Source organism: Marixanthomonas ophiurae, assembly GCF_003413745.1.
GTDB lineage: Bacteria > Bacteroidota > Bacteroidia > Flavobacteriales > Flavobacteriaceae > Marixanthomonas > Marixanthomonas ophiurae.
Genome location: NZ_QVID01000002.1, coordinates 465,906 through 492,722 on the forward strand (window position 1 = coordinate 465,906; position 26,817 = coordinate 492,722).

Annotated in this window: 31 protein-coding genes; 16 read left to right on the forward strand and 15 right to left on the reverse strand. The window is 35.6% G+C overall.

What is annotated here, in order from left to right; all coding sequences use genetic code 11:
• The first annotated feature begins 1 nt into the window (after position 1).
• Both DZ858_RS12265 and pgi read left to right on the forward strand, forming a co-directional pair.
• Entirely contained in the window at positions 2-853 is an 852-nt protein-coding gene (locus DZ858_RS12265; protein WP_117159958.1) for an N-acetylglucosamine kinase, read from the forward strand.
• Between the two features lie 2 nt (positions 854-855).
• Positions 856-2,421: a glucose-6-phosphate isomerase gene (gene pgi, locus DZ858_RS12270; RefSeq protein WP_117159959.1), complete on the forward strand. Its 1,566-nt coding sequence runs from the start codon at positions 856-858 to the stop codon at positions 2,419-2,421.
• A gap of 2 nt (positions 2,422-2,423) precedes the next feature.
• Here the strand turns inward: pgi and rlmH are convergent, their stop codons facing one another.
• Genes rlmH through DZ858_RS12285 form a run of 3 tightly spaced genes read right to left on the reverse strand, consistent with a single transcriptional unit; the run spans position 2,424 to position 4,609 of the window.
• Positions 2,424-2,897: a 23S rRNA (pseudouridine(1915)-N(3))-methyltransferase RlmH gene (rlmH, locus tag DZ858_RS12275; protein ID WP_117159960.1), complete on the reverse strand. Its 474-nt coding sequence runs from the start codon at positions 2,895-2,897 to the stop codon at positions 2,424-2,426.
• A gap of 6 nt (positions 2,898-2,903) precedes the next feature.
• Positions 2,904-4,013 carry an adenylate/guanylate cyclase domain-containing protein gene (locus DZ858_RS12280; RefSeq protein WP_117159961.1) on the reverse strand — a complete coding sequence of 370 codons (1,110 nt, stop codon included), beginning with the start codon at positions 4,011-4,013 and terminating at the stop codon, positions 2,904-2,906.
• Positions 4,013-4,609 (reverse strand): YdeI/OmpD-associated family protein, encoded by a 597-nt coding sequence (locus DZ858_RS12285; protein ID WP_117159962.1) that lies wholly within the window; start codon positions 4,607-4,609, stop codon positions 4,013-4,015. Before DZ858_RS12285 ends, DZ858_RS12280 begins: the two co-directional genes overlap by 1 nt.
• Positions 4,610-4,789: 180 nt before the next feature.
• Between DZ858_RS12285 and DZ858_RS12290 the strand changes: the two genes are divergently transcribed.
• From DZ858_RS12290 to DZ858_RS12335, 10 genes are all read left to right on the forward strand, one after another.
• Positions 4,790-6,958, forward strand: coding sequence for a TonB-dependent receptor (locus DZ858_RS12290; RefSeq protein WP_117159963.1), 2,169 nt, complete (start codon positions 4,790-4,792; stop codon positions 6,956-6,958).
• 230 nt (positions 6,959-7,188) lie between these two features.
• Positions 7,189-7,602, forward strand: coding sequence for a DUF2141 domain-containing protein (locus DZ858_RS12295; protein WP_117159964.1), 414 nt, complete (start codon positions 7,189-7,191; stop codon positions 7,600-7,602).
• A gap of 136 nt (positions 7,603-7,738) precedes the next feature.
• Positions 7,739-8,368 carry a hypothetical protein gene (locus DZ858_RS12300; RefSeq protein ID WP_117159965.1) on the forward strand — a complete coding sequence of 210 codons (630 nt, stop codon included), beginning with the start codon at positions 7,739-7,741 and terminating at the stop codon, positions 8,366-8,368.
• Entirely contained in the window at positions 8,368-9,699 is a 1,332-nt protein-coding gene (locus DZ858_RS12305; protein ID WP_117159966.1) for a 2TM domain-containing protein, read from the forward strand. The genes DZ858_RS12300 and DZ858_RS12305 overlap by 1 nt, the downstream gene beginning before the upstream one ends.
• A 100-nt stretch (positions 9,700-9,799) precedes the next feature.
• The gene (locus DZ858_RS12310) at positions 9,800-10,117 is read left to right on the forward strand and encodes a 2TM domain-containing protein (protein ID WP_117159967.1); all 318 of its coding nucleotides are present in this window, start codon (positions 9,800-9,802) and stop codon (positions 10,115-10,117) included.
• Positions 10,118-10,125: 8 nt separating this feature from the next.
• On the forward strand, positions 10,126-10,479 hold the full coding sequence (locus DZ858_RS12315) for a 2TM domain-containing protein (RefSeq protein ID WP_117159968.1): 354 nt from the start codon (positions 10,126-10,128) through the stop codon (positions 10,477-10,479).
• 2 nt (positions 10,480-10,481) lie between these two features.
• Positions 10,482-10,742: a 2TM domain-containing protein gene (locus tag DZ858_RS12320; RefSeq protein WP_117159969.1), complete on the forward strand. Its 261-nt coding sequence runs from the start codon at positions 10,482-10,484 to the stop codon at positions 10,740-10,742.
• Between the two features lie 123 nt (positions 10,743-10,865).
• Complete coding sequence (locus DZ858_RS12325; protein ID WP_117159970.1) at positions 10,866-11,405, forward strand: DUF7010 family protein; 540 nt, start codon at positions 10,866-10,868, stop codon at positions 11,403-11,405.
• Between the two features lie 179 nt (positions 11,406-11,584).
• The gene (locus DZ858_RS12330; RefSeq protein WP_117159971.1) at positions 11,585-12,385 is read left to right on the forward strand and encodes a TIGR00266 family protein; all 801 of its coding nucleotides are present in this window, start codon (positions 11,585-11,587) and stop codon (positions 12,383-12,385) included.
• 125 nt (positions 12,386-12,510) lie between these two features.
• A complete protein-coding gene (locus DZ858_RS12335) occupies positions 12,511-12,708 on the forward strand; it encodes a hypothetical protein (RefSeq protein WP_117159972.1) in 198 nt (65 codons plus the stop codon).
• A 40-nt stretch (positions 12,709-12,748) separates the two neighbouring features.
• Here DZ858_RS12335 and DZ858_RS12340 read toward each other — a convergent pair whose 3' ends face one another.
• The 8 genes from DZ858_RS12340 to DZ858_RS12375 all read right to left on the reverse strand — a co-directional run bounded on the left by DZ858_RS12340 (position 12,749) and on the right by DZ858_RS12375 (position 20,470).
• Positions 12,749-13,687 carry a LysR family transcriptional regulator gene (locus tag DZ858_RS12340; protein ID WP_117159973.1) on the reverse strand — a complete coding sequence of 313 codons (939 nt, stop codon included), beginning with the start codon at positions 13,685-13,687 and terminating at the stop codon, positions 12,749-12,751.
• A 139-nt stretch (positions 13,688-13,826) separates the two neighbouring features.
• Entirely contained in the window at positions 13,827-14,255 is a 429-nt protein-coding gene (locus DZ858_RS12345; RefSeq protein WP_117159974.1) for a DUF2141 domain-containing protein, read from the reverse strand.
• A 105-nt stretch (positions 14,256-14,360) separates the two neighbouring features.
• A complete protein-coding gene (locus tag DZ858_RS12350; RefSeq protein ID WP_168926327.1) occupies positions 14,361-15,689 on the reverse strand; it encodes a DUF58 domain-containing protein in 1,329 nt (442 codons plus the stop codon).
• A gap of 4 nt (positions 15,690-15,693) precedes the next feature.
• Positions 15,694-16,692, reverse strand: a complete 999-nt coding sequence (locus DZ858_RS12355) for an AAA family ATPase (protein ID WP_117159976.1) — start codon at positions 16,690-16,692, stop codon at positions 15,694-15,696.
• Positions 16,679-17,896, reverse strand: a complete 1,218-nt coding sequence (locus DZ858_RS12360; protein WP_117159977.1) for a DUF4350 domain-containing protein — start codon at positions 17,894-17,896, stop codon at positions 16,679-16,681. The genes DZ858_RS12355 and DZ858_RS12360 overlap by 14 nt, the downstream gene beginning before the upstream one ends.
• Entirely contained in the window at positions 17,889-18,647 is a 759-nt protein-coding gene (locus tag DZ858_RS12365) for a DUF4129 domain-containing protein (RefSeq protein WP_158548373.1), read from the reverse strand. The genes DZ858_RS12360 and DZ858_RS12365 overlap by 8 nt, the downstream gene beginning before the upstream one ends.
• Positions 18,640-19,521, reverse strand: coding sequence for a hypothetical protein (locus DZ858_RS12370; protein ID WP_117159979.1), 882 nt, complete (start codon positions 19,519-19,521; stop codon positions 18,640-18,642). The genes DZ858_RS12365 and DZ858_RS12370 overlap by 8 nt, the downstream gene beginning before the upstream one ends.
• The gene (locus tag DZ858_RS12375; RefSeq protein ID WP_117159980.1) at positions 19,496-20,470 is read right to left on the reverse strand and encodes a stage II sporulation protein M; all 975 of its coding nucleotides are present in this window, start codon (positions 20,468-20,470) and stop codon (positions 19,496-19,498) included. Before DZ858_RS12375 ends, DZ858_RS12370 begins: the two co-directional genes overlap by 26 nt.
• A 35-nt stretch (positions 20,471-20,505) precedes the next feature.
• On the opposite strand from DZ858_RS12375, the gene DZ858_RS12380 reads away from it, so the two are divergent.
• Positions 20,506-21,219 (forward strand): RDD family protein, encoded by a 714-nt coding sequence (locus DZ858_RS12380; RefSeq protein ID WP_117159981.1) that lies wholly within the window; start codon positions 20,506-20,508, stop codon positions 21,217-21,219.
• A complete protein-coding gene (locus tag DZ858_RS12385; protein WP_117159982.1) occupies positions 21,216-21,839 on the forward strand; it encodes a trimeric intracellular cation channel family protein in 624 nt (207 codons plus the stop codon). Before DZ858_RS12380 ends, DZ858_RS12385 begins: the two co-directional genes overlap by 4 nt.
• Here DZ858_RS12385 and DZ858_RS12390 read toward each other — a convergent pair.
• Positions 21,834-22,580 carry a peptidylprolyl isomerase gene (locus tag DZ858_RS12390; RefSeq protein WP_117159983.1) on the reverse strand — a complete coding sequence of 249 codons (747 nt, stop codon included), beginning with the start codon at positions 22,578-22,580 and terminating at the stop codon, positions 21,834-21,836. The genes DZ858_RS12385 and DZ858_RS12390 overlap by 6 nt on opposite strands.
• A 1-nt stretch (position 22,581) precedes the next feature.
• On the opposite strand from DZ858_RS12390, the gene DZ858_RS12395 reads away from it, so the two are divergent.
• The gene (locus tag DZ858_RS12395) at positions 22,582-23,223 is read left to right on the forward strand and encodes an NUDIX hydrolase (RefSeq protein WP_117159984.1); all 642 of its coding nucleotides are present in this window, start codon (positions 22,582-22,584) and stop codon (positions 23,221-23,223) included.
• A 67-nt stretch (positions 23,224-23,290) separates the two neighbouring features.
• The gene (locus tag DZ858_RS12400; RefSeq protein ID WP_117159985.1) at positions 23,291-24,094 is read left to right on the forward strand and encodes a lysophospholipid acyltransferase family protein; all 804 of its coding nucleotides are present in this window, start codon (positions 23,291-23,293) and stop codon (positions 24,092-24,094) included.
• Positions 24,095-24,175: 81 nt separating this feature from the next.
• Here the strand turns inward: DZ858_RS12400 and DZ858_RS12405 are convergent, their stop codons facing one another.
• The 3 genes from DZ858_RS12405 to rlmD are packed head-to-tail and all read right to left on the reverse strand — an operon-like array spanning position 24,176 to position 26,795.
• Positions 24,176-24,829 (reverse strand): DUF6048 family protein, encoded by a 654-nt coding sequence (locus DZ858_RS12405; RefSeq protein ID WP_239990782.1) that lies wholly within the window; start codon positions 24,827-24,829, stop codon positions 24,176-24,178.
• Between the two features lie 25 nt (positions 24,830-24,854).
• Positions 24,855-25,355, reverse strand: coding sequence for a DUF6452 family protein (locus DZ858_RS12410; RefSeq protein WP_117159987.1), 501 nt, complete (start codon positions 25,353-25,355; stop codon positions 24,855-24,857).
• A gap of 30 nt (positions 25,356-25,385) precedes the next feature.
• A complete protein-coding gene (gene rlmD, locus DZ858_RS12415; RefSeq protein WP_117159988.1) occupies positions 25,386-26,795 on the reverse strand; it encodes a 23S rRNA (uracil(1939)-C(5))-methyltransferase RlmD in 1,410 nt (469 codons plus the stop codon).
• Positions 26,796-26,817 lie beyond the last annotated feature (22 nt).

Below are 26,817 nucleotides of genomic sequence, written 5' to 3' on the forward strand. Positions count from 1 at the left end.
TATGGTTTTAATAGCTGATGGTGGTTCAACAAAATGCGATTGGATTCTTTTGAATAAGGATGATGATGTTATTCAAAAAACACGTACGTTAGGATTAAACCCTACAGTGGTTTCTCAAGAAGAAATAACCAAACGGATTCAAGGCAATGAAACCTTATTGGATATTTTTGATACTGTAAAAACAGTTGATTTTTATGGAGCTGGTTGTGGTACAGAAACCCCAAGAAAGCTTTTACAAGAAGTGTTGGAACGACTATTTCCTACTGCAAAGATTACCTTATATGAAGATATAGCGGCTGCTGTTTATGCAACCACTACAGAACCTGGAGTTGTAAGCATTTTAGGTACTGGAAGTAATTGTTGCTATTTTGATGGCGCGACAATTCATTCAGGAGTGCCATCATTGGGTTATTCGGTAATGGATGATGCGAGTGGTAACTATTTCGGAAAACAATTATTACGAGATTATTTTTATAAAAAAATGCCGCCTAAAGTTGCTTCAGAATTTGAAGAAAAATATGACTTAAATCCAGATACCATAAAAGTAAACTTATATAAAAAATCAAATCCCAACGCTTATTTAGCTTCTTTTGCCGAATTTTTCTTTCTTTGTAAGCGAGATGATCATTATTTCAACCAGTTAATAAAAACAGGAATAGCACTGTTTATTGAAAATCAGGTGCTTATTTATAAAGAGGCAAAGCAAGTTCCAATTCATTTTGTAGGGTCTATTGCTCATTTTTCAAAAGAAGTGATAAGTGAATGCCTAGAAGAGTATAATTTGCAACCTGGAAATTTTATTAAAAGACCCATTGATGGGTTGATTACTTATTATAAAACTAAGGAGTTATAAGAATGAGTTTACCTAAAATAAACCCTACACAAACAAAAGCTTGGAGTGCCTTAAAAACACATTTTTCAGAAATGAAAGATGTGAATATGCAAGACTTGTTTGCAGGAGATACAACTCGTTCTAAAGAATTTTCAATCGAATGGAATGACTTTTATATTGATTATTCCAAAAACCGAATTACAGATACCACAAAATCATTATTGATCGACTTAGCAAAAGAAGTTAGGTTAGAAGAAGCAATTGAAGCTCAGTTTAAAGGCACCAAAATAAACGAAACTGAAGATAGAGCCGTTTTACATACTGCCTTGCGTGATTTTACTGAGATGAAACCAGAAGTTAAAGAAACACTTCAGAGAATGAAGCTTTTTTCAGAAGCTGTAATTTCTGGAGCTTGGAAAGGCTGTACCGGCAAACCAATTACCGATGTGGTAAACATTGGCGTGGGCGGAAGCGATTTAGGTCCTAAAATGGTAACCGAAGCGTTACACTTTTATAAAAACCATGTAAACGTTCATTTTGTTTCCAATGTTGATGGAGATCATGTTATGGAAACTATAAATGACTTAAACCCTGAAACTACATTGTTTATTGTGGTTTCAAAAAGCTTTACGACTCTTGAAACCTTAACCAATGCCAATACGATTCGTAATTGGTTTTTAGAAAAACATTCAGAAGTAGCTATTGAAGATCATTTTGTAGCAGTTTCTACAAATACAGAAGCGGTTCTTGACTTTGGTATTGCTTCAAAAAATATATTTCCAATGTGGGATTGGGTTGGAGGTCGTTTCTCACTCTGGAGTGCCGTGGGTCTTTCAATCTGCTGCGCCGTTGGTTATGACAATTTTGAAGAATTATTGAAAGGTGCTCACAAAATGGATACTCATTTTCAATCTTCAGTCTTAGATGAAAATATTCCTGTAATTCTTGCTATGCTTTCTATTTGGAACGCTAACTTTTTTGAAGCTGAAAGTGAAGCAGTAATTCCATATTCAGAATATTTAAGCAAACTGGTTACGTATTTACAACAGGCTGTTATGGAAAGTAACGGAAAAGGCACAGATCGAAACGGTAACAAAGTAGATTATACCACGGGAACAATTGTTTGGGGTGATACTGGTACGAATGCACAGCACGCTTTTTTCCAGTTAATTCATCAAGGAAAACGACTAATCCCGGTAGATTTTATTGCTTTTAAAGAATCGTTACACGGAAATAAAGAACACCATAGAAAACTAATTTCAAACTGTTTTGCACAATCTGAATCCTTGCTACAAGGCACGTTTGATAAAAATATTGAAAATCCATTCAGACAATTTGAAGGAAATAAACCTTCAAATACTATCCTTATTGAAAAATTGACACCGCATAGCTTAGGAAGCTTATTAGCTATGTACGAGCACAAATTATTTGTACAGGGTGTGGTTTGGAATATTTTCAGTTACGATCAATGGGGCGTAGAACTAGGGAAAACCGTTGCAAAAAATGTAATGGAAGCAATTAAAACCAAGGATTACTCGTTAATAAACAACCAGTCAACCAAGGATTTGCTTTCTAAAGTTTCTAAATAGTTTTATCTATGATGATAAGGCTCATTTTTAAGTATAGTGTAACCTCTGTATAGTTGTTCTATAAAAAATACGCGAACCATTTGGTGTGAAAAAGTCATTTTAGATAGTGATATTTTGCCATTGGCTCGTTCGTAAATTTCATCGCTAAAGCCATACGGGCCTCCAATAACAAATACTAAGTTTTTTAATCCGCTGTTCATTTTTTTCTGAAGAAACTGCGAAAAACCTACCGAGCTAAATTGTTTCCCGTTTTCATCTAAAAGAATAAGCGTATCTGCGTTTTGGAGCCGTTTTAAAATTGCTTCGCCTTCGGCTTGTTTCTGTAAGGTTTCAGAAAGGTTTTTAACGTTTTTAATATCAGGAATGAGTTCAAAAGAAAACGGGACGTAGTGTTTTAACCGCTTTGAATATGCTGCGATTAAAGTTTGTAGGTTTTTATCATCGGTCTTCCCTATGACCAACAAGGTAATTTTCATGAGTATTTATCCTTTTTTGTAAGTAACAAGACCAATTTCTTCAGCTTTACCACGTAATTGTTCTTTCCCCATATCCTGCTTGGTCACTCCTTTGGGTAATTTATAAGCAATATTTGCAAATTCTTTTGATGCCAATATCTTTACATCTAGTTCATTACAGATAGATTGTATACGGGCGGTTGTGTTAAGTACATCACCCGAAAAGGCAATATCTCGTTTAATTGCCCCAATTTCACCTACCATTACAGGACCAAAGTGGTATCCTACTTTAAATTCGGGTACAATACCATATTTTTTCAAGTATTTATAAGACTTTCTTTTAATAATGCGTTGCATAGAAAAGTAACATTGTATAGCATTTCCTCGCTTTAGACCTTGTTTCATTTTCCATGAAACCACAACTTCGTCCCCAACATATTGATAAACATCACCCCGAGTTTGCACAATAGCAGGAGCAATATGCCTAAAAAAGTCTTTCAGAAAATTAAAGTATTTTTCTTCTCCTAAAGTTTCGGCAATACCAGTGGCGTTTTTAATATCAGCAAACATAAAAATGCGCCGTTCGTGTTTGGGATGAAAATAGCGCCCCATTAAATAATCTGGAAATACACCAGGACCATATTTATCGTTTACTATTAAAACAATCAAAGTGACAATAACAATAAATAACCAAACGATGAAGTTTTTAAGGAACAACCACGTACTAAAAAATATTTGTGTCGCTACTAACACATCGGGGTGATAAAAAGGTACACCTAAATTTTGACTGTTAAAATATAACGCACCGATAGTACTAATTAAAAGCGCTCCGACAATATAGGTGCCAACTATGTATAGTAAAGCTTTCCAAAACACGTGCCTTCTAAGCCATTGTTCCATTAGATTAATAGTAAATAAACCACCAATTAGCCCAGCACTGACGCCAACAATTAAATTAGCTGTAAAAGAAGATTCAAAATCAAAGGCCGAACTTAAAATCCCTTCACTTTTTAATGTGAAATATTCATAAAAAAATAGAGTATTCGAGATGAAAACCCATGAAATAAGTATCCAAAAGGCGCGTTTTGTGTAAAACCACAATTGCCGGGAGTTGTATCGACTTAATTTAAAATCCATTAACAATTTTTGTATTTGTCGTGCAATCCTTTTCCTTCGATTATCATATGGGTTATTTTTTCTAAACGACTTTCTTTGGTAGCCTCTCTTTTAGCTTCTGAAATATGATTGGCATATTCACGCTGTTTTCCTGGTGTTAGTTTTTTAAATGCTGAAGCTAGCTTTTTATTAGCATTAAAAGCTTTTTCAAGCGTTGGAGGTATAGTTACACTTTTTTTACGTTGCGGTTTCAGCTCTTTACCTGCAATACAGTTTTCAATGGCTTCTTGGGTGTATTTTAAAATTAGATTAGACTCAATAGGATCACCCTCTTCAAAACGCCATTGCCGCAGTGCTTTGGTAATGCCTTCTTGTGCATTTACCAATTTGTCCTCTTTGTTCTTTAAAAAAACACCCTGGTGAAACCAGATGGCATAATGATTTTTAAATCCGGCTAATCCTATTACCAACTTACCATTAAGCGTATAAGTAGGCGCTCCCCACTTTACTTCTTCGGTAAGTTCTGTTTTCTGAAAAATGCTTCTGAGTTTTGATAATTCATCACTCCATTTTTCATGCTTTTCAATGTATGCGGTTACTTTTTCTGAAGTGTCCATAATTAAATTAGTTGTTACTCTTAAATCGAAGATACTATTTTTCCGAAGCTATTTTTCTAAAGAAACATTAAAATTAAACATGCTACAGTTGAGAATACAGATTATACAGTTCGGTTTCTTTTTTTCTGAAATAGTTTAAATCTTATTCATTTTTGTGGGGTAATATAAAACGAACTACCCATGAAACTTCAAAATACTATAAATTTAAAATTTGCCATCATATTTTTCTTTCTTTCTTTTTCTGCAAGTAGTCAAATTATAGTTTCAGGCATTATTACTCAAAAAAATGGAACACCCATTCCTGGGGCAAATGTATATCTTGAAGGAACGTATGATGGAACTACAACTGATGATAACGGCAATTTTTTGTTTACAACTTCAGAAACCAAAGAACAAACCTTAGTAGTTTCGTTTGTTTCTTTTGAAACATTTAGAGTCACAAAATTAGTAACTGAAATGCAAAACATAACCATCAAGCTTCGTGAAGATGTAAGCTCGTTGGACACCGTTGTTATTTCTGCCGGAACTTTTGAAGCAGGCGATAATAGTAAGGTATCAGTTTTAAAACCATTGGATGTAGTTACCACCGCCAGTGCATTGGGTGATTTTGTGGGAGCATTACAAACTTTGCCAGGAACCACAACTGTTGCTGAAGATGGCCGACTGTTTGTACGTGGGGGAGATGCAGGTGAAACTCAAATTTTTATAGATGGCATTCGTGTATTTACGCCTTATACGCCTAGTACTAATAACATTCCAACTCGAGGGCGGTATAGTCCTTTTCTATTTGATGGGATAACTTTTTCTACTGGTGGGTATTCTGCGGAGTATGGGCAAGCGCTGTCTTCTGTATTATTGTTAAATACGGTTGATTTTCCAGATCAAGAAAAAACCGAAATATCTATTATGAGTGTAGGTGGTGGATTGGGTAACACTCAAATTTGGGGCAATAATTCGTTAAGTGTAAATGCGAGTTACATTAATTTAGCACCGTATAATGAATTATTCCCAGGAAGAAACGATTGGCAAAAACCTTTTGAAACATTTGCAGGGGAGTCTGTTTATCGACACGAATTTGAAAGCGGACTATTGAAAATTTATGGAGCGTATGATGCTACCGAATTTCAATTAACACAAGAAGATATTAACCAGCCTGAAGGAGTGAATTTTAAGCTAAATAACCAAAATATATATACCAATGCCAGTTATTCCGGTAGGTTAAAAAACAAATGGAAACTGAAAACAGGAGCTAGCTTTACACTTTCAAAGACAGATGTTAATGTTATTGAAGATAATATTGATGATACTGAGAAATCTGTTCATCTAAAATTGAAACTACAGAAAAACTTTAGTAATCGATTTAAAATGAGTTATGGAGTAGAACAGTTTTTGACCGATTTTGATGAAGATTTTAAAAATGAATCTTTTAATGCCAATTACGGTTTCAACAATAACATTTCCTCAGCCTTTACCGAAGCTGACGTTATTTTCTCGAAAAAGTTTGCTGTAAAATTAGGGTTACGAGGTGAGTATAGTCAGCTTTTTGATGCGATAACTCTTTCCCCACGAGCTTCGTTAGCGTATAAAGTGAGTAAAAACAGCCAACTTTCATTAGCATATGGCGATTTTTATCAACAGCCACTTAATGAATATTTAAAATTTCAGCAGGACTTGGAAGCCCAAAAAGCTCAGCATTACATATTAAATTACCAATACACCGCCAATAACCGAATTTTTAGGGCTGAACTGTACCGAAAAAAGTATGATAATTTGATAACCTACAATTCAGAATTTCCCACATTTGACACCAATTTTAATACTAATGGAGACGGCTTTGCTCAAGGAATTGATCTATTTTGGAGAGATAATGAAAGCCTTAAAAGTATGGATTATTGGGTGAGTTATTCGTATTTAGATACTGAAAGGAAGTATAAAAACTACCCTGTTGCCGCCACGCCCAATTTTGCAAATACGCATAATCTTTCGGTAGTGGGTAAATATTGGATTGAAGACTGGAAAAGCCAAGTGGGCTTTAGTTATCAATACGGAAGTGGTCGAACCTATACCAATCCAAATAGAACCGGATTTCTTCAGAATAAAACTAAGGATTATAACAGTATTAGTTTAAATTGGGCGTATTTATTGTCGCAACAAAAGATATTGTATTTTTCGGTAAACAATGTGTTGGGTTTTACCAATGTTAACGGTTATCAATATGCCGATACGCCAACTGTAAATGGTGATTTTGCAAGAAGGACATTGCGACCAGCGACAGATCAATTTTTCTTTGTAGGCTTTTTCTGGACCATTAGCGATGATGGGGAGGATAATCAGTTGGATAATTTGTAGCTGCTGCATCTCGATACAATCCCGATATACATCAGGATCACTCGACGACCAGGTTACAGATAAAAAAAGTGTTCTTAAGGGCGTTTGAGTGAAACTTTAAATGCGTGAGCATCTGGGTTTTTGTATCGAAAATACAGTTCAACCTTAAAAAGAAACAATTCAGTAAAACAAATTTTATAAAACCCTTTTTCTAAAGGATATTTGAATAACAATTTAAAAATAAATAAACCATGCAAACAATACTCTCAACTTTAGTACTCGTTTTTAGTTCTATTATTCTACAAGCACAGAACACTGTTACCGTAACTATGACCGATTTTGACAATGATAAAGGCACTGCTTTGGTAGGGCTATATGATTCCGATACTGATTTTTTAGAGAATGAATTCATGTCACGCACTGCTAAAATTGAAAACCAAACAGCAACAGTGATTTTTACCGATGTTCCTGATGGCGTATATGCCGTTTCTTGCTTTCACGATGAAGACGATAACAAAAAACTTAATATGTTTATGGGGATGATGCCTACCGAAGATTATGGAACTTCTAACAATGCGCCGGCCAACTTTGGACCGCCTAAATGGAAAGACGCCAAGTTTGAGATTAAAAATAGTGAAACAAAGTCTTTTGAAATTAACCTATAACTTAAAACCTAAAAAGTATGTTAGGTATCTTACTATCAAAACACAGAAAGCCAAAGACCATAAAAGTAATACTATTAGTTAGCTCAATTTTATTAATAGGAGGTATTTTATTATTAATAAATTAAAAAAGATAAAAATGAATAAACTACTTATACTTGCATTAGTACTTACTTCGGCAATAGGTTTTAGTCAAACAAAATATGAAAACGGTATGCAAAAAGCCTTCGAGCTTTGGCAAGCCGAAAAACCTTGGGAGGCTGCTAATCTCTTTGAGCGAATTACCCAAGCAGAGGCTGAAAAATGGTTGCCACCTTATTATGTGGCACAGATTAATCTAATCAACAGTTTTGGCGAAACGGATAAAACTAAATTAACGGCACAATTGGAAAAAGCACAGGACTTTATAAACCAAGCCAAAACAAATTCAAAAGAAAACCCCGAAATTCTCATATTGGAAGCGCAATGGTATACTGCTTGGATTGCCTTTGATGGTCAACAATACGGTATGAAGTATTCTGGAAAAGTACAACAACTGTATCAAAAAGCTTTACAATTAGCTCCTAATAACCCTCGAGTTATTCTAAGTAAAGCCGAATGGGATATAGGCAGCGCAACCTATTTTAAACAGTCTGTAGAGCCCTACTGTAAGGATATTCAACGCGCCATTGAACTTTTCGTTACCTTTAAACCTGAAGGCGATTTTTACCCAATCTATGGAGAAGAACACGCAAAAAAGATTTTTGAAACTAACTGTAAACAAGAATAATGATTCAATTTTTTAAAGAACTGGGTAAGGCATTTTTTGTTGGTTCTCTCATATTTTTGGTGTTAGGACTCATACAATTTGCAACAGGGAACACCATTGGAACCGGAACAGAACTCCTACGTCGGTTTTTATACAACCAGTTTTATTCGGTTACCTTGTATATGGCAAACGCCTATGTGATCATGTATTTTCTTGAAAAGTTTAAAGGTGCTTTGTATTCTCGAAAAATACTGTGGAAAGCTGTTTTATCAAATATTGTTGTTACTATGGCTACCTTGTTTTTAATTCATTTTATAATAAGTGTGATTATAAAGGGAAATACAATACCTGATTTTATAGCAGCACAAAACTTTGATTTTTATAAGGTTTCATTAATTATTTCTATTGTAGTATTGATCATATTTTATGGTTTCTTTTATTACAAGAATACGCAAGAAAAAAGGGTAAAAGAACAGAAAATAATTGCCGGTGCTGCGTCGGCACAGTTCGATGCGTTAAAAAACCAGTTAGACCCACATTTTTTGTTCAATAGCTTGAATGTATTGACTAGTTTAATTGAGGAAAACCCAGAAGCTGCTACCCGATTTACAACATCGCTTTCAAAAGTGTATCGATATGTTTTAGAACAGAAAAATAAACAATTGGTAACGATTGAAGAAGAGCTAAAATTTGCCCAATTGTACATATCATTATTAAAAATGCGATTTGAAGAAAGCATCGTATTTACAGTTCCCTCTAAATTAAGCAATCCGGAAGCGAAGGTAGTGCCACTATCACTGCAATTACTGCTTGAAAATGCAGTAAAACACAACCAAGTAACCCCTTCAAAAAAACTACATATTGCTATAACTGAAGATAATGGAAACTTACTTATAACAAATAATTATCAACCTAAACAAGTAGTAAAGGAAAGTAGTGGAGTAGGGCTTAAAAACATAAGGCAACGCTATGGATTGTTGACTAATAGACCAGTTAAAATTCAACAAGATTCTAAGAAATTCAGAATTTCCATACCTCTTTTAACACAACAGACGATGACTATATCCTCCCAAGAAACCTATATCTCCGAAAAAAAATACGCTAGAGCAAAAGAACGGGTACAGAAACTAAAAGGTTTTTATGGAAACTTGGGGATGTATCTAGTTTTTATACCGGTATTCATTTGGCTCAATTATAAATCGGGAACAGGCTTCCCTTGGGCTATTTTCCCAATAGCCGGTTGGGGAATGGGTGTTTTGGCCCACGCTGCAGAAACGTTTAATTATAATCCTTTCTTCGGAAAAGATTGGGAAAAAAGAAAAATTAAGGAGTTGATGGAAGAAGATGATTAATAGATGACAACTCAGTCAATATATGTTACAATCTAGTAACCTTTCTTTTAAAAATGAAACTGATTGAAATACCTTTATTAAAAATAAAATACAACACATCATGAATACCGATAGAGATACAGAAAGGGATAACAAGTACTTACGTGCTAAAGAACGCATGGAGCATATAAAAAAATTCTATACCAGTTTATTCTTTTACATTGTATTCATTCTTTTTCTTGCTGGGCTTAATTATTATACCAACGAATTACGCTACCCTTGGTTTTTATGGGCAGCATTGGGATGGGGTATAGGCATTGTGTTTCAGGCTGCAAAAGCTTTTAAGTTTAATTCATTCTTAGGAAAAGACTGGGAAGAGCGCAAAATGAAACAGTTTATGGAAGAAGATGAAAAAAACAGCAAAGACCTTTGGAAATAAATTTAATTATGAAAAATTATACAGAAACCGCATATCATCGTGCTCAGAAAAAAGTCGATAGCATCAAAGTATTTTACAATCACATTATTGTTTATCTACTCATTAATATCGCCTCTATTTTAATATGGTTTTTTGTAATTAGAGGCTTTTACGCAACTATTGAAAATCAAGGATTTAAAAATTGGATAGACGCAAATTTTTTATTCTTCTCAATAGTATGGACCATTATTTTGATTTTCCACGGTTTAAAAGTATTCAAAGGTGACAAATTTAAAGCCTTTAAAATTTCAGTTTTTAAAAAATGGGAAGAACGCAAGATTAAAGAGTTCATGGAAGCGGAAGAAAAACTAAAAAGATTTTAAAGATGGAGTTTGAAAAAAAATCTAAATACGAACGCGCCAAAAAAAGAGTAGAAGATATAAAGGGCTTTTATACACATTTAAGTATTTATTTTGTAATTAATGGGTTAATGCTTTTAGCGGCACTTGGTATTTTTGAAGGTACTTTTTTACCCATTCAGTTTCCAGATTGGTCCTATTTTACCACACCAATTTTTTGGGGAATTGCAATTTTTATTCATTGGGTTTATGTTTTTAAATCAAAACTCATGCCCTTTAGAGGCTAGGAAGAGCGAAAAATCAAACAGTTTATGGAAGAGGAAGAAAAAGAATTTCAAGAGCACAATTCATAAAATTAAAACATTTAACAATTACTTTGTTTATTGTTGTGTTTGACTTAAAAAAAACAAATGAAAAGAACACTTGAAGAACAGCGAATTGAATTTTCCAATCAAAAATTTCTTGCGACACCTTTAGCTGGATTAATTGTTTGGTCTATTATTGGGGTTACAGGTTTTTTTTTCTCGGATTTTATAACAGTTTGGACCATTTTTATTGGAACAGGAAGCATTGTATACCTAGGTTTATTTCTTTCAAAATTCACGGGTGAAAATTTCTTAGATAAAAATAAACCGAAAAACGAGTTTGATACACTTTTCCTTTTTACCGCTGGACAAGCCATTATGGTTTACTCGATAGCTATACCATTTTTCCTTATTGACTATTCTTCTCTTCCAATGACTGTTGGTATTTTAACTGGATTAATGTGGTTGCCATTTTCTTGGATAATAAAACATTGGGTTGGTATTTTTCATACAATAATTAGAACTGTATTAATTGTAGCCCTTTGGTATCTAGTACCAGAATATAGATTTATAGCAATACCATTCTCAATTGTTTTTATATACATAATAACATTGTTGATTCTCAAAACAAGAAAAAGAAATTAAATGACACATCAATATCTAATATAACAAATTCGGATTGAAATGTTAATTTGAAAAGAAATACAAAAAATAAACATATAACTATTGAAAAGTTAAATGTTGGGAAGCCCCGTATAATCTATAATTAACACCGTTATGTAACATAATTAAATTTTCAGCAACTAATAGGAAATAATAAAACAATGAAAGCACACGAAATAGACTATACCATTTACGGCGAAGAAATGCAGTATGTGGAAATTGAACTAGATCCCAACGAAGGCGTTGTTGCCGAAGCAGGAAGCTTTATGATGATGGACAACGGAATTAAAATGGAAACTATTTTTGGCGACGGGTCTAAAAATGATAAAGGATTATTAGGGAAAGTTTTTGGAGCCGGTAAACGATTGTTAACAGGTGAGAGTTTATTTATGACGGCTTTTTACAATACCGTTTCCGGAAAAAAACGAGTGAGTTTTGCTTCTCCGTATCCTGGGAAAATAATTGCTATTGATCTTGAAAAATTCAACGGAAAATTTATTTGCCAAAAAGATGCTTTTCTCTGTGCGGCAAAAGGGGTTTCTATCGGAATTGAATTTTCCAAGAAATTGGGTCGTGGTTTTTTTGGTGGTGAAGGCTTTATTATGCAAAAACTCGAAGGTTTTGGAAAAGCCTTTGTTCACGCTGGCGGGACAACAGCTGTAAAAGAACTTGCTCCCGGTGAAAAGCTAAAAGTAGATACGGGTTGCATTATTGGTTTTGATCAAACGGTAGATTACGATATTGAATTTGTAGGCGGGATAAAAAATACCATCTTTGGCGGGGAGGGACTATTTTTTGCAACCTTAACAGGCCCTGGAACCGTCTATATACAATCCTTACCTTTTAGCCGTTTGGCAGGCCGAGTTTGGTCAGCTGCTCCAAAAGGGGGTGGAAAAGATAAAGGCGAAGGCAGTGTACTTGGGGGATTAGGAAACTTACTAGATGGTGATAACCGATTTTAACATCTTTTAGTTATCAACAAAAGGAATAAAATTGAAATATTTTTGTTATATTTAAACAACTAACCAAATAAAACTTTTGCTTATAGATACACTTCTACTTAACCTATTTTAAATTTAGTTTAACGATGGCTAGAGCAATGTTTGATTACACCAAAGCGGTGCTTGCAAAAGTGAGTTTTGATGCGAATTTGTTCTGTAAAGAGTTGAAAAAGGCGATGGATAGGCTTCTTCCTTACGAAATTGAGGAATTGAAAGCCTGGGTAGATGCTCTTATTAAACAGAACCCCCAATTAAATCAATGTCTAATTTTATTAAACCCATAAAAATAAACGTCCAGTAATTTTCACTGGACGTTTGTTTTTTTTACTTTTTCAAAGGGTCTATTATTTTAACGTCTTGAAAGGCTATTGCACCCCGTACAACTCCTGAAATAACATCATGTAAGACTTCTATTATTTGAAGTTTCAATTCGCTCTTACTGTAAATTAAGCTAACTTCTCTAGCGGGTGAAGGTTCATTAAAATAGCGAAGGTTCTCTTGTTGTTTTTCTGAAATATCTAAGGTATGTAAATAAGGAAGGAGGGTCATACCTAATCCTTCATTGGAAAGCTTAATTAGCGTTTCAAAGCTGCCACTTTCTAATTGAAACTTGTCATTACCACTAAGTTTTGAGGATTTACAGAGGTTTATTACTCCATCCCGAAAGCAATGACCATCTTCCAATAAGAGAATATCGTCCAGTTCTAAATCGGTGCTATCTATTTTTTCTTTTTTTGATAGCCTATGATTAGAAGGGATATATCCTACAAAAGGCTCATAATATAATGCTCGTTCTTTTATTCGTTCTATATGTAAAGGGGTTGCAGCAATTGCGGCATCTATGTGACCATCTTGAAGTTTTGCAATAATTTCAGGAGTCGTAAGTTCTTCAATTTTAAGTTGAACTTTAGGGTACTTACTAGTAAATGCTTTTAAAAACATAGGCAGTAGCGTAGGTGTGATGGTAGGGATGATACCTAACTTAAACTCACCTCCAATAAATCCTTTTTCTTGATCTACTACGTCTTGCATACGTTCAGACTCATTAACAATATTACGAGCTTGAGTAACAATTTTTTGACCCACAGCTGTCAATTCAATAGGTTTTTTGCTACGATCAAAAATTAGAATGTCAAGCTCTTCTTCCAGCTTTTGTATTTGCATGCTCAAAGTAGGCTGGGTAACAAACGTTTTCTGTGCTGCTTTCGTAAAATTTTGGTGTTCAGCAACCGCAAGAACATATTTTAGTTGGGTAATGGTCATAGCTTGTATCTTTATTGCAAAGATACGATGTTATTGATAAAATCTATTAAAATTTTATTTTTTATGTTTTTTCTTATACAAAAAGCGCAATGAAGTTATTTATCATTGCGCTTTAGTGGATTTTTTAATAATACGAATGTTACATTCTAACCTCAAGCTTAACAGGTTCGTTCGTCACTTCAAACTTGGTATCGCTCCATAGTGGAGGTCCCATGCTCATTACGTTATTGCTAGCTCCATATGGTTCAGTTGGCATACCATTGGATTCAAAATCCATTTGTTTGTTTCCATTTTTGTCGTGAAACAATAAGATGGCGTAAGTTCCAGGTTGTATATCTTCAAAGGTTACGGTTGCTTTTCCATCCTTGATTTCGCCTTCTAACCCCACGAGCGGTTTTTTCATAAAAGAAGTTTCGTCATAGAGTCCAAATACAACATTCCCTTCCTCGCTTTGAACAGGGACGGTTACGGTAATGGATTTAGTTTCTGAAGTTGTTTCTACTTCCGTTTGAGCATTTAAAAATAAAGAAGTGAAAGCTAAGCTTAATGTTACAATGATCGTTTTCATAATACAGTATTTAGGTGGTTATTGTTTTCTTACTACAAAGATGGTAGGTTTTCTTGTTTCAGAATAAAGTAATCTACCCAACTGTATAATGTAGTGACTGAATTGTTACAAAAGCCCTTTTGCCTTAATTTCCAAATACTTATTGATGGTGTTAACCGTTAAATCTTCGGGTGCAGTTAGCACGGTTTGTATGCCGCGTTGTTGTAATTCACGTACCATCAACTTCTTGTCATATTGAAATTGTTGTGCTATAGTTTGGTCTATAATCTCGGGGATGGTTTCAGCATCTGTATCACTCAACGATTTCAGTTCGGTATTTTCAAAAAAGATGACTACCAGCACATGCTTTTTTGCAATGGCCTGCAAATAGGGAAGCTGCCGTTTTAAAGATGAAATATACTCAAAATTGGTGTATAACAACAACAAACTACGCTGCGTAATTTTTCTCCGTACCAAGGCTTGTAAAATCCCAAAATCGGAATCTTTAAAATTGGTATCTACATTATAGAGCGTTTCCAGAAGGGTGTTTAAATATGTTTTCTTGGCATTTGCAGGTAAAAAGGCACCTAATTTATTCGAAAAATCGGCCATACCCACTTTATCACCTTTTTTTAATGCGATATTACTGAAAGCCAATGAGCTGTTTATGGCATAATCAAGTAGTTTCAATTCGTTAAACGGCATTTTCATTACCCGGCTGGTATCAATAATGGAATAGATCGGTTGCATTTTTTCGTCTTGATACTGATTCACCATTAAATGCCCATGTTTTGCAGTCGCTTTCCAGTTTACAGTACGCACATCATCACCTATCACGTATTCTTTTATTTGTTCAAACTCCATGGTGTGACCAATACGGCGTATTTTCTTTAATCCAATTTGCCGTAAGCGGTTATCAATGGCTAGAAAGTCATATTTCTTCATCTGAATAAATGATGGATATACTTTCACCATTTGTTCATTATTAAAGGTATAACGGCGTCTTATGAGCCCGATGACCGAAGTTGCATAGCAATTTAAATTTCCAAAGCGGTATTCGCCACGTTCTACTGGACGCACTTGGTATTGTAAGGTATTTCTGTTTTTTCCGGACAGTGTAGTTTTTCTGAAAAAATCTCGTTTTTGAAACTGAATAGGCAATTCATCTACCAGAGCAACTTCAACAGTGAATGTATAGTCGTTTTTAAGCTGAACTTGCACATCATTCACATCGCTATTTGAAAACTTATCGGGCAAAATTCGTTCCCCTTTCAATCCTTTTTTGCTGTAAAGCATGCTGATTTCAAACAAGATGAAGACTAAAAAGACCAAAACTAAAATCCAAATGACACCATACAGTTCCGTAAACCAATACGATACCAAAAACAGCATCGAAAGGCTTGCCAGCACGTAAAAAAAACGTGGTGTGAGGTACAAGGATTTTATAAACTTGATCACTTTATCTAGGTATTTCTATAGATTGGGCAATCATATCGATCACGGTTTCAGGTGTCATGCCTTCCATTTCACGTTCTGGCGAAACGATAACTCTATGGCGAAGCACTGGTGCCAAAGCTCGTTTTGCATCTTCTGGGGTAACAAAATCACGCCCATTGATGGCTGCAAATGCTTTGGAAGCATTCATAATGGCCAACGAAGCCCGAGGCGAACCGCCCAGATACAAATGTGGATGGTTTCGAGTTTTATCGACAATTTGTGCGATGTAGGTGAAAATTTTATCTTCAATTAAAATATCTTGCACCTGACTTCTAAAGGTTTTTAAAGCTTCTGGTGTTAACACGCCTTCTATTTGATCTTGGGGTACAGCTAGCTTTCGGTCGTGATGCGTTTTTAAAATAGTTACTTCATCTTCAAGGTTTGGGTAGCCCACCTTTATCTTAAACAAAAAACGATCCAGCTGGGCTTCGGGTAGGGCATAGGTTCCTTCTTGTTCTATAGGGTTTTGGGTGGCGAGCACCATAAATGGATAATCCATAATGTATCGCGTGCCGTCCATTGTTATTTGACGTTCTTCCATTACTTCAAATAGTGCCGCTTGGGTTTTAGCTGGCGCACGGTTTATCTCGTCAATTAACACGATGTTTGAAAAAACGGGGCCTTTTTTAAATTCAAATTCTGAAGATTTCATATTTAAAACCGAAGTACCCAAGACATCACTTGGCATTAGATCTGGTGTAAACTGAATACGGTTAAAATCAGTTTTCAAAGTTTTGGCGAACAATTTTGCGGTGATGGTTTTGGCAATTCCGGGAACACCTTCTATAAGTACGTGGCCGTTTGCCAATAGGCTTACAATAAGCAATTCCACAAAATCCTGCTGACCAATTATAATTTTACCAAGTTGTTTCTTTATACTTTCAACGGCTTGTTGCAATTCCTGCAACGGAATTCTATTATTAAAATGAAGTTCGTCGTTATTATTTTCAGGGTTTTCCATTTGCTTTGGTTTTAAATACTTGTATGTCGTTGTATAGTTTTTGTAGCTCTTCTTTACTGGTGTCGTGCTGGTTGTTCACTTTATCGATAAAAGTAAATAGTTTTTTGGTGTCCTCAACGGTATTGCCCGTTTTACCGGCAACAGCAGTAAAAAAGCGACTGTTTTGTTGTTCGGTTGGTGTTCTTAGCTGAATACGGATGTATTCAAAAAAGAGAGCAACTTGTTTTTTTGCCACACTGTGATAGTCCTTTTTGTCCAAGTACATTCCCGAAATGGTCCGAGTATATTCGTAAGTTCTATTTTTGGGCGGTTGAACAATTGCAATGCTACGCTGTTTGCGTTTGCCTTCAAAAAGAACAAACAGCAAAACTCCAATAAGCAGCATATAATAGGCCCATTTTAGGTATTTATTACCTAATAAGATATGCAGAGGTGAAACGTTAACATGCTTTCCAGTTTTATACTGTTTGTCCCAAAATAGTTGTTGGTCGTTAGGAAGATAAGACAGCGCGCTTTTTGTGTAGTCTGCGTGATTTTTAGTTAAGAGAAAATAGTTAGAGAATGTTTCCGGTTGCAAATGCAGGTAAAAAGAACCTTTGCCAACTGGGGCTTTTATAAAATTAGGCAGCGAATCCTGTATATTTTTTTGATCATTAAATACTTCAGAAAAACCTAGAACGGTTTGATTTAGCGTATCAATTTTACTGAAGGTTTTTATAGCAAAATTCCGTTTAATGTGATACGGTTTTTGAGCTGCTAAATTTTTGTGGGTTAAATTTAAAAGCGGCTCAGACTTGATATTGCTTTTCAAATAATTTATCTGAGTTTTTACTTGTAAAGTATCCAAAAGGGTACTACCCATCGAATTGGCACTGATAAAAACAGTGTTTCCTTTTTCGGCCCATTGGTAAAGTTTATCCAGCTCGGCCTCGTCAAAACCAATGGAATTGTTTATAAATAGGTAGGTGCCTTCTAAGGTAGTGTCCTGTAAAACTTCGTATGGTGGACGGTCTATTTCGGTTAAGTTTTCGTTGAAGTTTTTCTCTAATATATCATACAACACAACCGTTCCTAGTGGAATTTCGTCTTGGTTATTATAACTAGGAAACCAACTTACCGGCGGCGGTTTGGTAGCCTCCATATATACCATTCCGGCCAGCAACAGCAGGAAAACACCCAAAAATATTTTTTGCAGCTTAGTCATGGAGGTTTGGTATTTGTTGTTCCAGTTCCTGGAAGGTTCGCTGGGCCTTTCGGTAATCAGTCTCAGTCACTGTAAAGTTTCCATACCAAATATAATCGTAGAGGTTGGTTGTTTTTTTAAACGGTAGGATAACTGTATCTGAAGTTATTTCAGCAATATAATCGGTATTGGTTTTATCGAATTCATAGTCTATTAATTCAGCATCGGTCAATTTTTTCAAAATCAATAAATAATAATAACGCACTGCCAAGCGGTAATTCTTGTTCTGCAATGCTTTTTCAATAAGCTCCCGAATGTTTTTAGAACGAATGATTTCTTCTTCTTCGGAAAAAAATACGTCGGGCTTTTCTTTACTTTTTAAGAAACTGGCACCTGGATTCAATTTAAAAAATAGCCAAACAATAAACGCTACGATCCCTCCAATAATGAGATACGGAAGCACTTTCAGTAAAAAAGCAAAGAATCCATTGTATTGCAGGTCACCTAAAAGCCAATTCCAAAAGCTGCTCCAAAGGTTGCCCAACCAGTTTTTAAATTGCTGCCACCAATTTTCTTCGGCGTTGTTTTCAGAATAATCAAAAGCGGGATCGCTTTTATATTTTTCGATGGTTTCTTCATCAACTTGTAGTGGGGAAATACGACTATCGGTATCATAGCGTACAGTTTCATGTTCTTCCACAGTTGTACTGTCCTGCGGAATTCCTTCAGCAAAACAAAAAAGAAAGAAGAATATAAAAACAAGTTTATGCATTAAAATCGTCGCGTTTACCAAGTGTTTCAATGGTTTCCATAGTTCCAGTAAAGTTTTTGCGTTCATTCAAATTAAAATAAACCAAAGCGGTACTGATGATAATTAAAGCATATAACAGATATTGACCAATCATTCCTAAAACGTTGAGGGCAACATACACCCAATCGAACATATCGGCTGGATTGGCAGTCGCTTCCTGGCTTACGGTAAAGATGTTGATAAACGAATAAATAATACCTGGCAGGCTAAAAATAATGGTGATAATATAATAAAGGATGAAAATCACGAGGTAGGTTGCAAACGTAATCCACCATTCGCCTTTAATAAGCTGAAAACTATAGCTAATGGAATCGGTTGTGTCTCGGTTTTCAAATACGTGAATGGCGTAGGTTGTGGACAATACTGTCCCAAAATAGATACCAGGAATCACACAAAACACAAAGCCAATTCCGCTAATCAATCCAACCAAAAAGCTTATCCCTAATAAACTCCAAAAGTTTTGGCGAACACCAGCGGTTACTTCTTCTTTAATGGCGTTTCCATCATTTTTTATATAAGATTTTATGTATTGTAAAACCGTACCGTACATTAAGGCGTAAAAGGCTACTCCAGAAATAAGCATTAAAAAAAATGCAAGGATTACATTGGTTCCAAATACCTCAGTAGATCCCCCGACCGCCAGAATATCAAAACTGCCCATAGTTACTTGCATATAATAGATATAGGCGAGTAAAACGATAAGTAGGGCAGGGCCGGCTATTTTTAAAAGTAACCCCATTAGGGTTTTCCCTTCCAAACGGACAAATTTAAAAGTGTCGGTCAAAATACTACCCAGCTCGCGCTGTTTTTTAAAGTTCACGTAATCGTTGTTCATTTTTTCGTTTTAATTTAATGGGGTAAATAACGTAATAGAAAATAATGAGGCTTAACGACCCGCCAATGATTAAAATGGCAAGCCAGTCGGGCATTTCGGTATGTCGGGTTACAAAGCCTTCCAAAAAGCCAGCAATGATAAAAAACGGAATGGTGCTTATCAAAATTTTCAACCCATCCTTGGCTCCTCTTACGAAGGATTGTAATCGGGTATAGGTTCCGGGGAACAGGATGCTATTGCCCATCACTAGCCCGGCACAAGCAGCAATGATAATTACCGATATTTCAATGGTTCCGTGAATCCAGATGGTACGGGCCGATTCCCAAAGTAGTCCTTGATCGTAAAAAAAGTATTGAAAAGAGCCCAGCATAACGGCGTTGCGCATCACAATAAATAAGGTGCCAAGGCTTAAAAAAACACCAAGAGAAAAGGCAAAAAGTGCCACCCGAATATTATTGATAGTAATACCCAGAAACATATCTGTGGATTCCATTTCTTTGTAAACGGCCATAGGGTCACCGTTTTCAATGTTTTCCAAGGTCATATTTACATATCCGTTGCCGAGGATAAGCCGTACAAAGTCTGAATCGGTTGCTGCAGAATACGCCCCGACAACCGCAAAAAGTGCAAAAGTTATAAAAGCGATTAATAACTGTTTGTGGTATTGTGCAAAAAAGAGCGGAAACTCTTTGGTGTAGAATGTAATAAAGCGTTTTCGCGACTCCCGTTTGGTTTTATATATTTTTTGATGCGCCAATACCGATAGGTTATTAAGATATTGTGCTGTATTGCTATTGGGGTAAAATGTTTGGGCGTAGCTAAGGTGATCGGTAACTTCTACATACAAAGCACTTAGCTCATCGGGATTAATTTGAATATTATTCCGAAGAACACTTTCAAATTTTAACCATTTGTCTTTATTTTGCTTTGCAAATGCGGCCTCGCGCATGGGGTTGTGTATTTTCTTTCAAAGAAACAGTTTTCATGGATAAATTTCAAATAGAAACAGCGCAAAATGTAAATATTGTGCAGAATGTAGCCGGGGTGGGTGATCGCATATTAGCATTTTTGATTGACTCAGCCATTATGTTTATATATATCTTGCTGGTTTCTTTTTTGTTCGGTTTCCTTGATTTTTTTTCAGATTCCTTTTTGTTATGGATGACAATTATGCTGCCTTTGTTGTTGTACCATTTGTTATGGGAGCAGTTCTGGAACGGACAAAGCCCCGGAAAAGCTGTGATGAAAATACGTGTGGTAAAGATCGACGGTTCGAAACCCGCCTTTTCAAACTATTTAATAAGATGGTTATTGCGAATAATAGATATCACTATTTTAAGTGGTGCTGTAGCTTTAGTTGTTATTCTGTTTAATGGTAGAGGACAACGCTTGGGGGATTTGGCTGCTGCTACAACGGTTATTTCAGAAAAGAAAACTATTTCGTTTGCACAAACCGTATTAACCGATTTGCCTGAGAATTATAACCCAGAGTATCCACAAGTAACTATCTTTACCGATGCTGAAATGCAAACCATTAAAAACATGTTTCAGCAAGCTAAATACAACGGAAACCACAATGTTATTTTAAAATTATCTAATCGGGTTTCAAAAGTGATGGAGGTTCAATATGAAACTACGCCACTTACCTTTATCGACACCGTAATAAAAGATTATAACTACTATACACAGCAACTATGACCCTTTCATTTATAATTGATATTTTAGGTACGGTAGCTTTTACCATTTCGGGAGTGTTAACAGCCATGCGAAAAAAGTTAGATCCTTTTGGTATTCTTATCATTGGGTTTGTTACAGCTGTGGGTGGTGGTACGCTTCGAGACGTATTAATCGACGCTAATATAGCCTGGATGCGTAATTTAACTTATATGTATGTTATAATAGGTTCAGCAATTGTAGCTATTATTCTTCGGAAAAAATTGAGCTACGTACGCCGTTCGCTCTTTTTGTTCGATACCATTGGGATTGCTTTATATACAGTTGTAGGCGTTGAAAAAGGAATTTCAGTAGGACTACCACCATTAATTTGTGTTGCTTTGGGTACTATGTCTGCTTGTTTTGGTGGAGTTCTTCGTGATATTTTGTGTAATGAAATCCCAATAATCTTTAGAAAAGAAATATACGCAACAGCTTGTATATTAGGCGGTATTGCATATTTTTTATTATTGAAAACACCTTTGCTGGTAGATTGGGTGGTTGTAATATCTGGTGCTATCGTTATTACAATTCGCTTATTAGCAGTTACTTTTAATTTGTCATTTCCTACTATTTATAAAGAAGAAGAGAACATTAGATTATAATACCTCAGCTTCAATATACACATTTTGTAACGGCCAATCTCCTTCATCGGAAGGCAATGCTGCTATTTTATTAACCACATCCATTCCTTCTGTTACGCGCCCAAATACGGTGTAATTACCGTTTAAATGACCGGTGGAAGTTTGAGGGCCTAAGAAAATGAAAAACTCAAAAGGAGCTGATTTTTTATCTGGATTTTCACGATATTCTTTAGCACCGCTTACTGAGCCCTTAAAGTGGTTACGGCCATTTATTTCAGCCGGTATTAAGTAATCATCGCCCAGTTTAAAGCGCTTTTCGTTTGTTGAAGGTAAATCGCTGTTACCTCCTTGAATGATAAAGTTTGGAACAATACGATGGAAAAAAGTTTTATTAAAATACCCTTGTTTCACTAAATAGATAAAATTAGCGCGGTGTAGCGGAGTGTCCTCATAAAGATCGATAACAATATCGCCTAGTCGTGTAGCTATTTTTACTTTAGTCTCTGGATTGTCCTTTCCGTATTTCGTTAAAAATTCAACAAGGTTTTCTTGCGTTATTTTGGGGTATCCAGCACCAATTTTTTTTTCTTTAGTTTCAGAAGTATCAACAGTTGCAGTATCTTTTGTGATAGTTGACTTATGTTCTAAAGTCGTTTTACTCTCTGTGGTAGTTTCTTTTTTTACTTCGGAAGCGTTTTTCTTATCTTCACAGCTTGTTAAAAGCAGAATGGCAGTCAATAACAGGTAACTTAAGTATTTCATAATGGATTTTTCATCATTTGAAGAAAGGATTGTAAAGGTAAAAAAAATGGAGCTTCCTGGCGAAGCAATCCAGTTTAAAATGGCGCCAGTAGAACGCTTAAAAGAATTAAAGGAACAGGCCCTGCTAAAACAAAATGCCCGAAAAGCTGGAGTAATGGCGTTATTCTACCCTTCAGAAAAAAATGAAACACGGATAATTCTTATTTTACGCAGAACATACAAAGGAGTGCATTCTGCTCAAATTGGATTTCCAGGAGGCAAATTAGAGTCCGAAGACGCTTCCCTTAAAGAAGCCGCATTACGGGAAACAGAAGAGGAGGTTGGCGTTTCTAGAAAAGTTATTTCAGTAGTGAAGCAATTAACCGAAATTTACATTCCACCTAGTAACTTTTTTGTGCAACCATTTTTAGGTATTACTAAAACTACGCCGCAATTTATCAAGCAAGATGAGGAAGTGGAAGCGCTGGTAGAAGTTCCGTTGTCATTGTTTATGGACGATAAAACCCTTGTTACTAAAAAAATAACTACTTCGTATGCAACTAATATTGATGTGCCTGCTTTTTTGCTTAACGGACATGTAGTTTGGGGTGCTACTGCTATGATGTTGAGCGAGGTACGTGAACTGCTAAAACAGGTGTTATAAGCCGTTAAATTTAGTATCTTTGCATTTCGACCCAAATTTTAAGGGTTAAAAAAACGGAGATCTTTTTATGGGGCTTTTTAAAAAAAATCCTTTCGGACATATATTATTCTTAAAAAAATGGCTCATTCGTATTCTGGGTGCTGCAACACATAGACGTTTTAAAGGGTTTAATACCTTACAGATAGAAGGTAGTGAGATTATTAAAAATTTACCCGATACAAATGTACTTTTTGTATCTAACCACCAAACTTATTTTGCCGATGTGGTTGCTATGTTCCATGTATTTAACGCCAGTTTGAGTGGTCGTGTTGATACCATTGAGAATATTGGGTACCTCTGGAACCCAAAAATGAATATTTATTTTGTAGCTGCCAAGGAAACTATGAAATCTGGATTGTTGCCAAAGATACTGGCATATGCAGGTTCTGTAAGTATTGAACGTACTTGGCGAGCTAAAGGTGAAGAAGTGAACCGCCAAGTAAAAATGAGCGATGTAAGTAGCATTACCACGGCATTAAATGACGGTTGGGTAATTACATTCCCACAGGGTACTACTAAACCGTGGAAACCTATACGACGGGGAACAGCCCATATTATCAAAAAAAACAAGCCTGTTGTTGTCCCTATTGTAATTGATGGGTTTAGACGTTCCTTTGATAAAAAAGGGATTCGTATAAAAAAGCGAGGTATCCTTCAGTCTATGGAAATTAAAAAACCACTGGATATAGATTACGAAAACGATACGGTACAAGAAATTGTTGAAAAACTGGAATATGCTATAGAACAACATCCTTCCTTTTTAAAGGTTATTCCGGAAAAAGAAATTGAAAAAGAAGAAGAGCTCAACGAAGAAAGACGGTGGCGTTATTAGAATTTAAGAGCCTAGACGGTTTGAACCACGAATCAAGAAGACAACTCTTATTCAAAATTATGCCTACTATTTATAAGTTTCTTACTTCTTAAAAATAGGAATTAAATACGAAATGGTATATCCATAGCCTACGCCAAATTCACTAAAATCATACGTTCGGTTAAAGCCAGGAATGTAAAGGTTTCCAAAATTATCAGGCTCATCTTCTCCTAATTTACGTTTTAATTGCAAATTTACCGAAAGGTATAAATTGTTTAAAATTTCAGTTTTAATCCCTACAATTAATTCTAGCCAATGACCTGTTAACCCTTTATAATCAACAGGATTATCTTTAAAAGTCTGCGGAAAATCTTGATTGGTAGTATATACTTGATACGATAGTAATTCTTGTTTAAAAGTAGAAAAACCGTAGCGTAATCCAGCGAAAATAGCATTTTCCATTCCTATCCAGTTGTTATAGGCGTTATAATCGAAACCTAATTTAGCGTAGCTTCCGGTAGTTATAGAGTTTAAATTGTCTTCAAAACGTTCTTTTTTTTCGTTGCCTATTTCTGCGGCTGCATAGAATTTGTCGGTTACCCGGAAATCACCCATCACTTCAAAACCGGAATAGCCTTTTTCAAAAGCAGTTCGGGCAAACTTAGACAAATCAGTCCCTACCCGAATACCATATTTGTTATTCGTAACTGTAGAGTCGAGGACAGCCTCTTCTTTTTCAGTGTCTTCTTGTGCCACAGTTGAAAATGACACACAAAAAACACTAATGTAAAATAGTAATATGTGTGTCGTTTTCATTTTCTACTATATTATTTAATGCGGTTACGTTGATTTGAAAAATCCAATTGTCTTCTTCTTCATCCTCAAAACTAGCTTCTAAGTTGTTATAAATAGTTTTAAATGAACAAGCCCGATTTACATAAATATCTTCCCGACTATAATTGAATGTTACCATATCTGTATTGGGGGTTTCTAATTCGCTTTGACTGTTCATTGTAAATTTATAAGTTGTTATATCTGCTCCGGCATATAATGGAATGGCTATCGAATCTGTTGTTGCATTATCAATAACTATTTCGCTGTTTTCTAATATAGTTTCAATTGTTAGTCCCGGGACTTCTTTTCCTTCCGTAGGAATAGCAGCATTTTTAAAAACAACAATGAGCAGGGGAGTGGTTTGGGTAGTGTCTGGACAAATGTCATCACGCGTACAGCCATGAAAGACTAGCAGGATGAGGAAAGCGAAGCAGATTTTTTTTATCATATTAATTTTTCGAAATTATTTCGAAGGAATTTATCGTTTTTCCAAAAGTACAACATTTTCCACGTGATGTGTTTGGGGAAACATGTCTACTGGTTGCACTTTTGTTACTTTGTAGCGTTCGTCTAATAATGCCAAATCTCTAGCTTGTGTAGCGCTATTACAACTTACATACACAATCTTACTGGGCGACAATTTTAAAAGTTGCATTACCACGTCTGTATGCATGCCATCCCTCGGCGGATCGGTTATCACTACATCAGGTTTTCCGTGAGTGTTTATAAAGGTTTCGTTGAACACCTTTTTCATATCGCCTACGTAGAATTCAACGTTTTCAATCTTGTTTAATTGTGCATTTTCTTTCGCTGCTTCAATAGCTTCGGGCACGGATTCTACACCAATAACCTTTCCAGCATTTTTGGCAACAAACTGGGCGATGGTTCCCGTTCCGGTATAAAGGTCGTATACCAATTCGTCTCCTTTTAAATCGGCAAAATTTCGGGTTATTTTGTACAGCTCGTGTGCTTGCTCCGAGTTGGTTTGATAAAAAGACTTCGCGTTTATTTTAAACTGTAGTCCTTCCATTTCTTCGGTTATATGGTCTTTTCCGTGGCAGCAAATTACGTCTTGATCGTAAATTGTATCATTTCCTTTAGAATTAACCACATATTGAAGTGACGTAATTTCAGGAAATTCAGTAGTTATAGCATCCAAAAGTTTCTCACGGTTTTCTTTATCTTCAAAGTAAAATTGAACCAATACCATTATATCACCAGTAGTAGTGGTACGAAGCATTAAGGTTCGTAAAAAACCCTCTTGTTTTCTTGGGTTGAAAAAGGACAAATTTAGCTCCTGAGCTTTCTCTTTCACAAAATTTCTAATAGCATTACTAGGGTCGCGTTGTAAGTGGCATTTTTTTATATCGATTATTTTATCCCACATTCCAGGTTTGTGAAAACCTAGGGCATTTCGGTTTTCAATTACTTCCCCGCTGTCAATCTGCTCCTGCGTAAGCCATTTGCTATCGCTAAACGAAAACTCCATTTTATTTCGGTAAAAATAAATGTCTTTTGAACCTAGAATAGGAGTGACTTCTGGTAGTTCAACCTTTCCTAACCGTTGCAGATTATTGACTACTTCTTTCTGTTTAAAATACAATTGATGCTCATAGCCCATATTTTGCCATTTACACCCACCACACGTATCAAAATGTTGACAAACAGGCTCTACTCGTTTATCAGAATAGGTTGAAAAAGCTATCGCATTACCTTCGTAATACGATTTGCGTTTTTTATAGGTTTCAATCGTAGCTACATCGCCAGGAATGGCGTTGTTTATAAAAATAACCCTTCCGTCAGGTGCTTTTGCGACTGCTTTACCTTTTGCTCCGGCATCAATCACTTCCAGATCTTCAAATACTTTGCGTTTATTACGTCTTGCCATAGACCGCAAAAGTACTATTTAT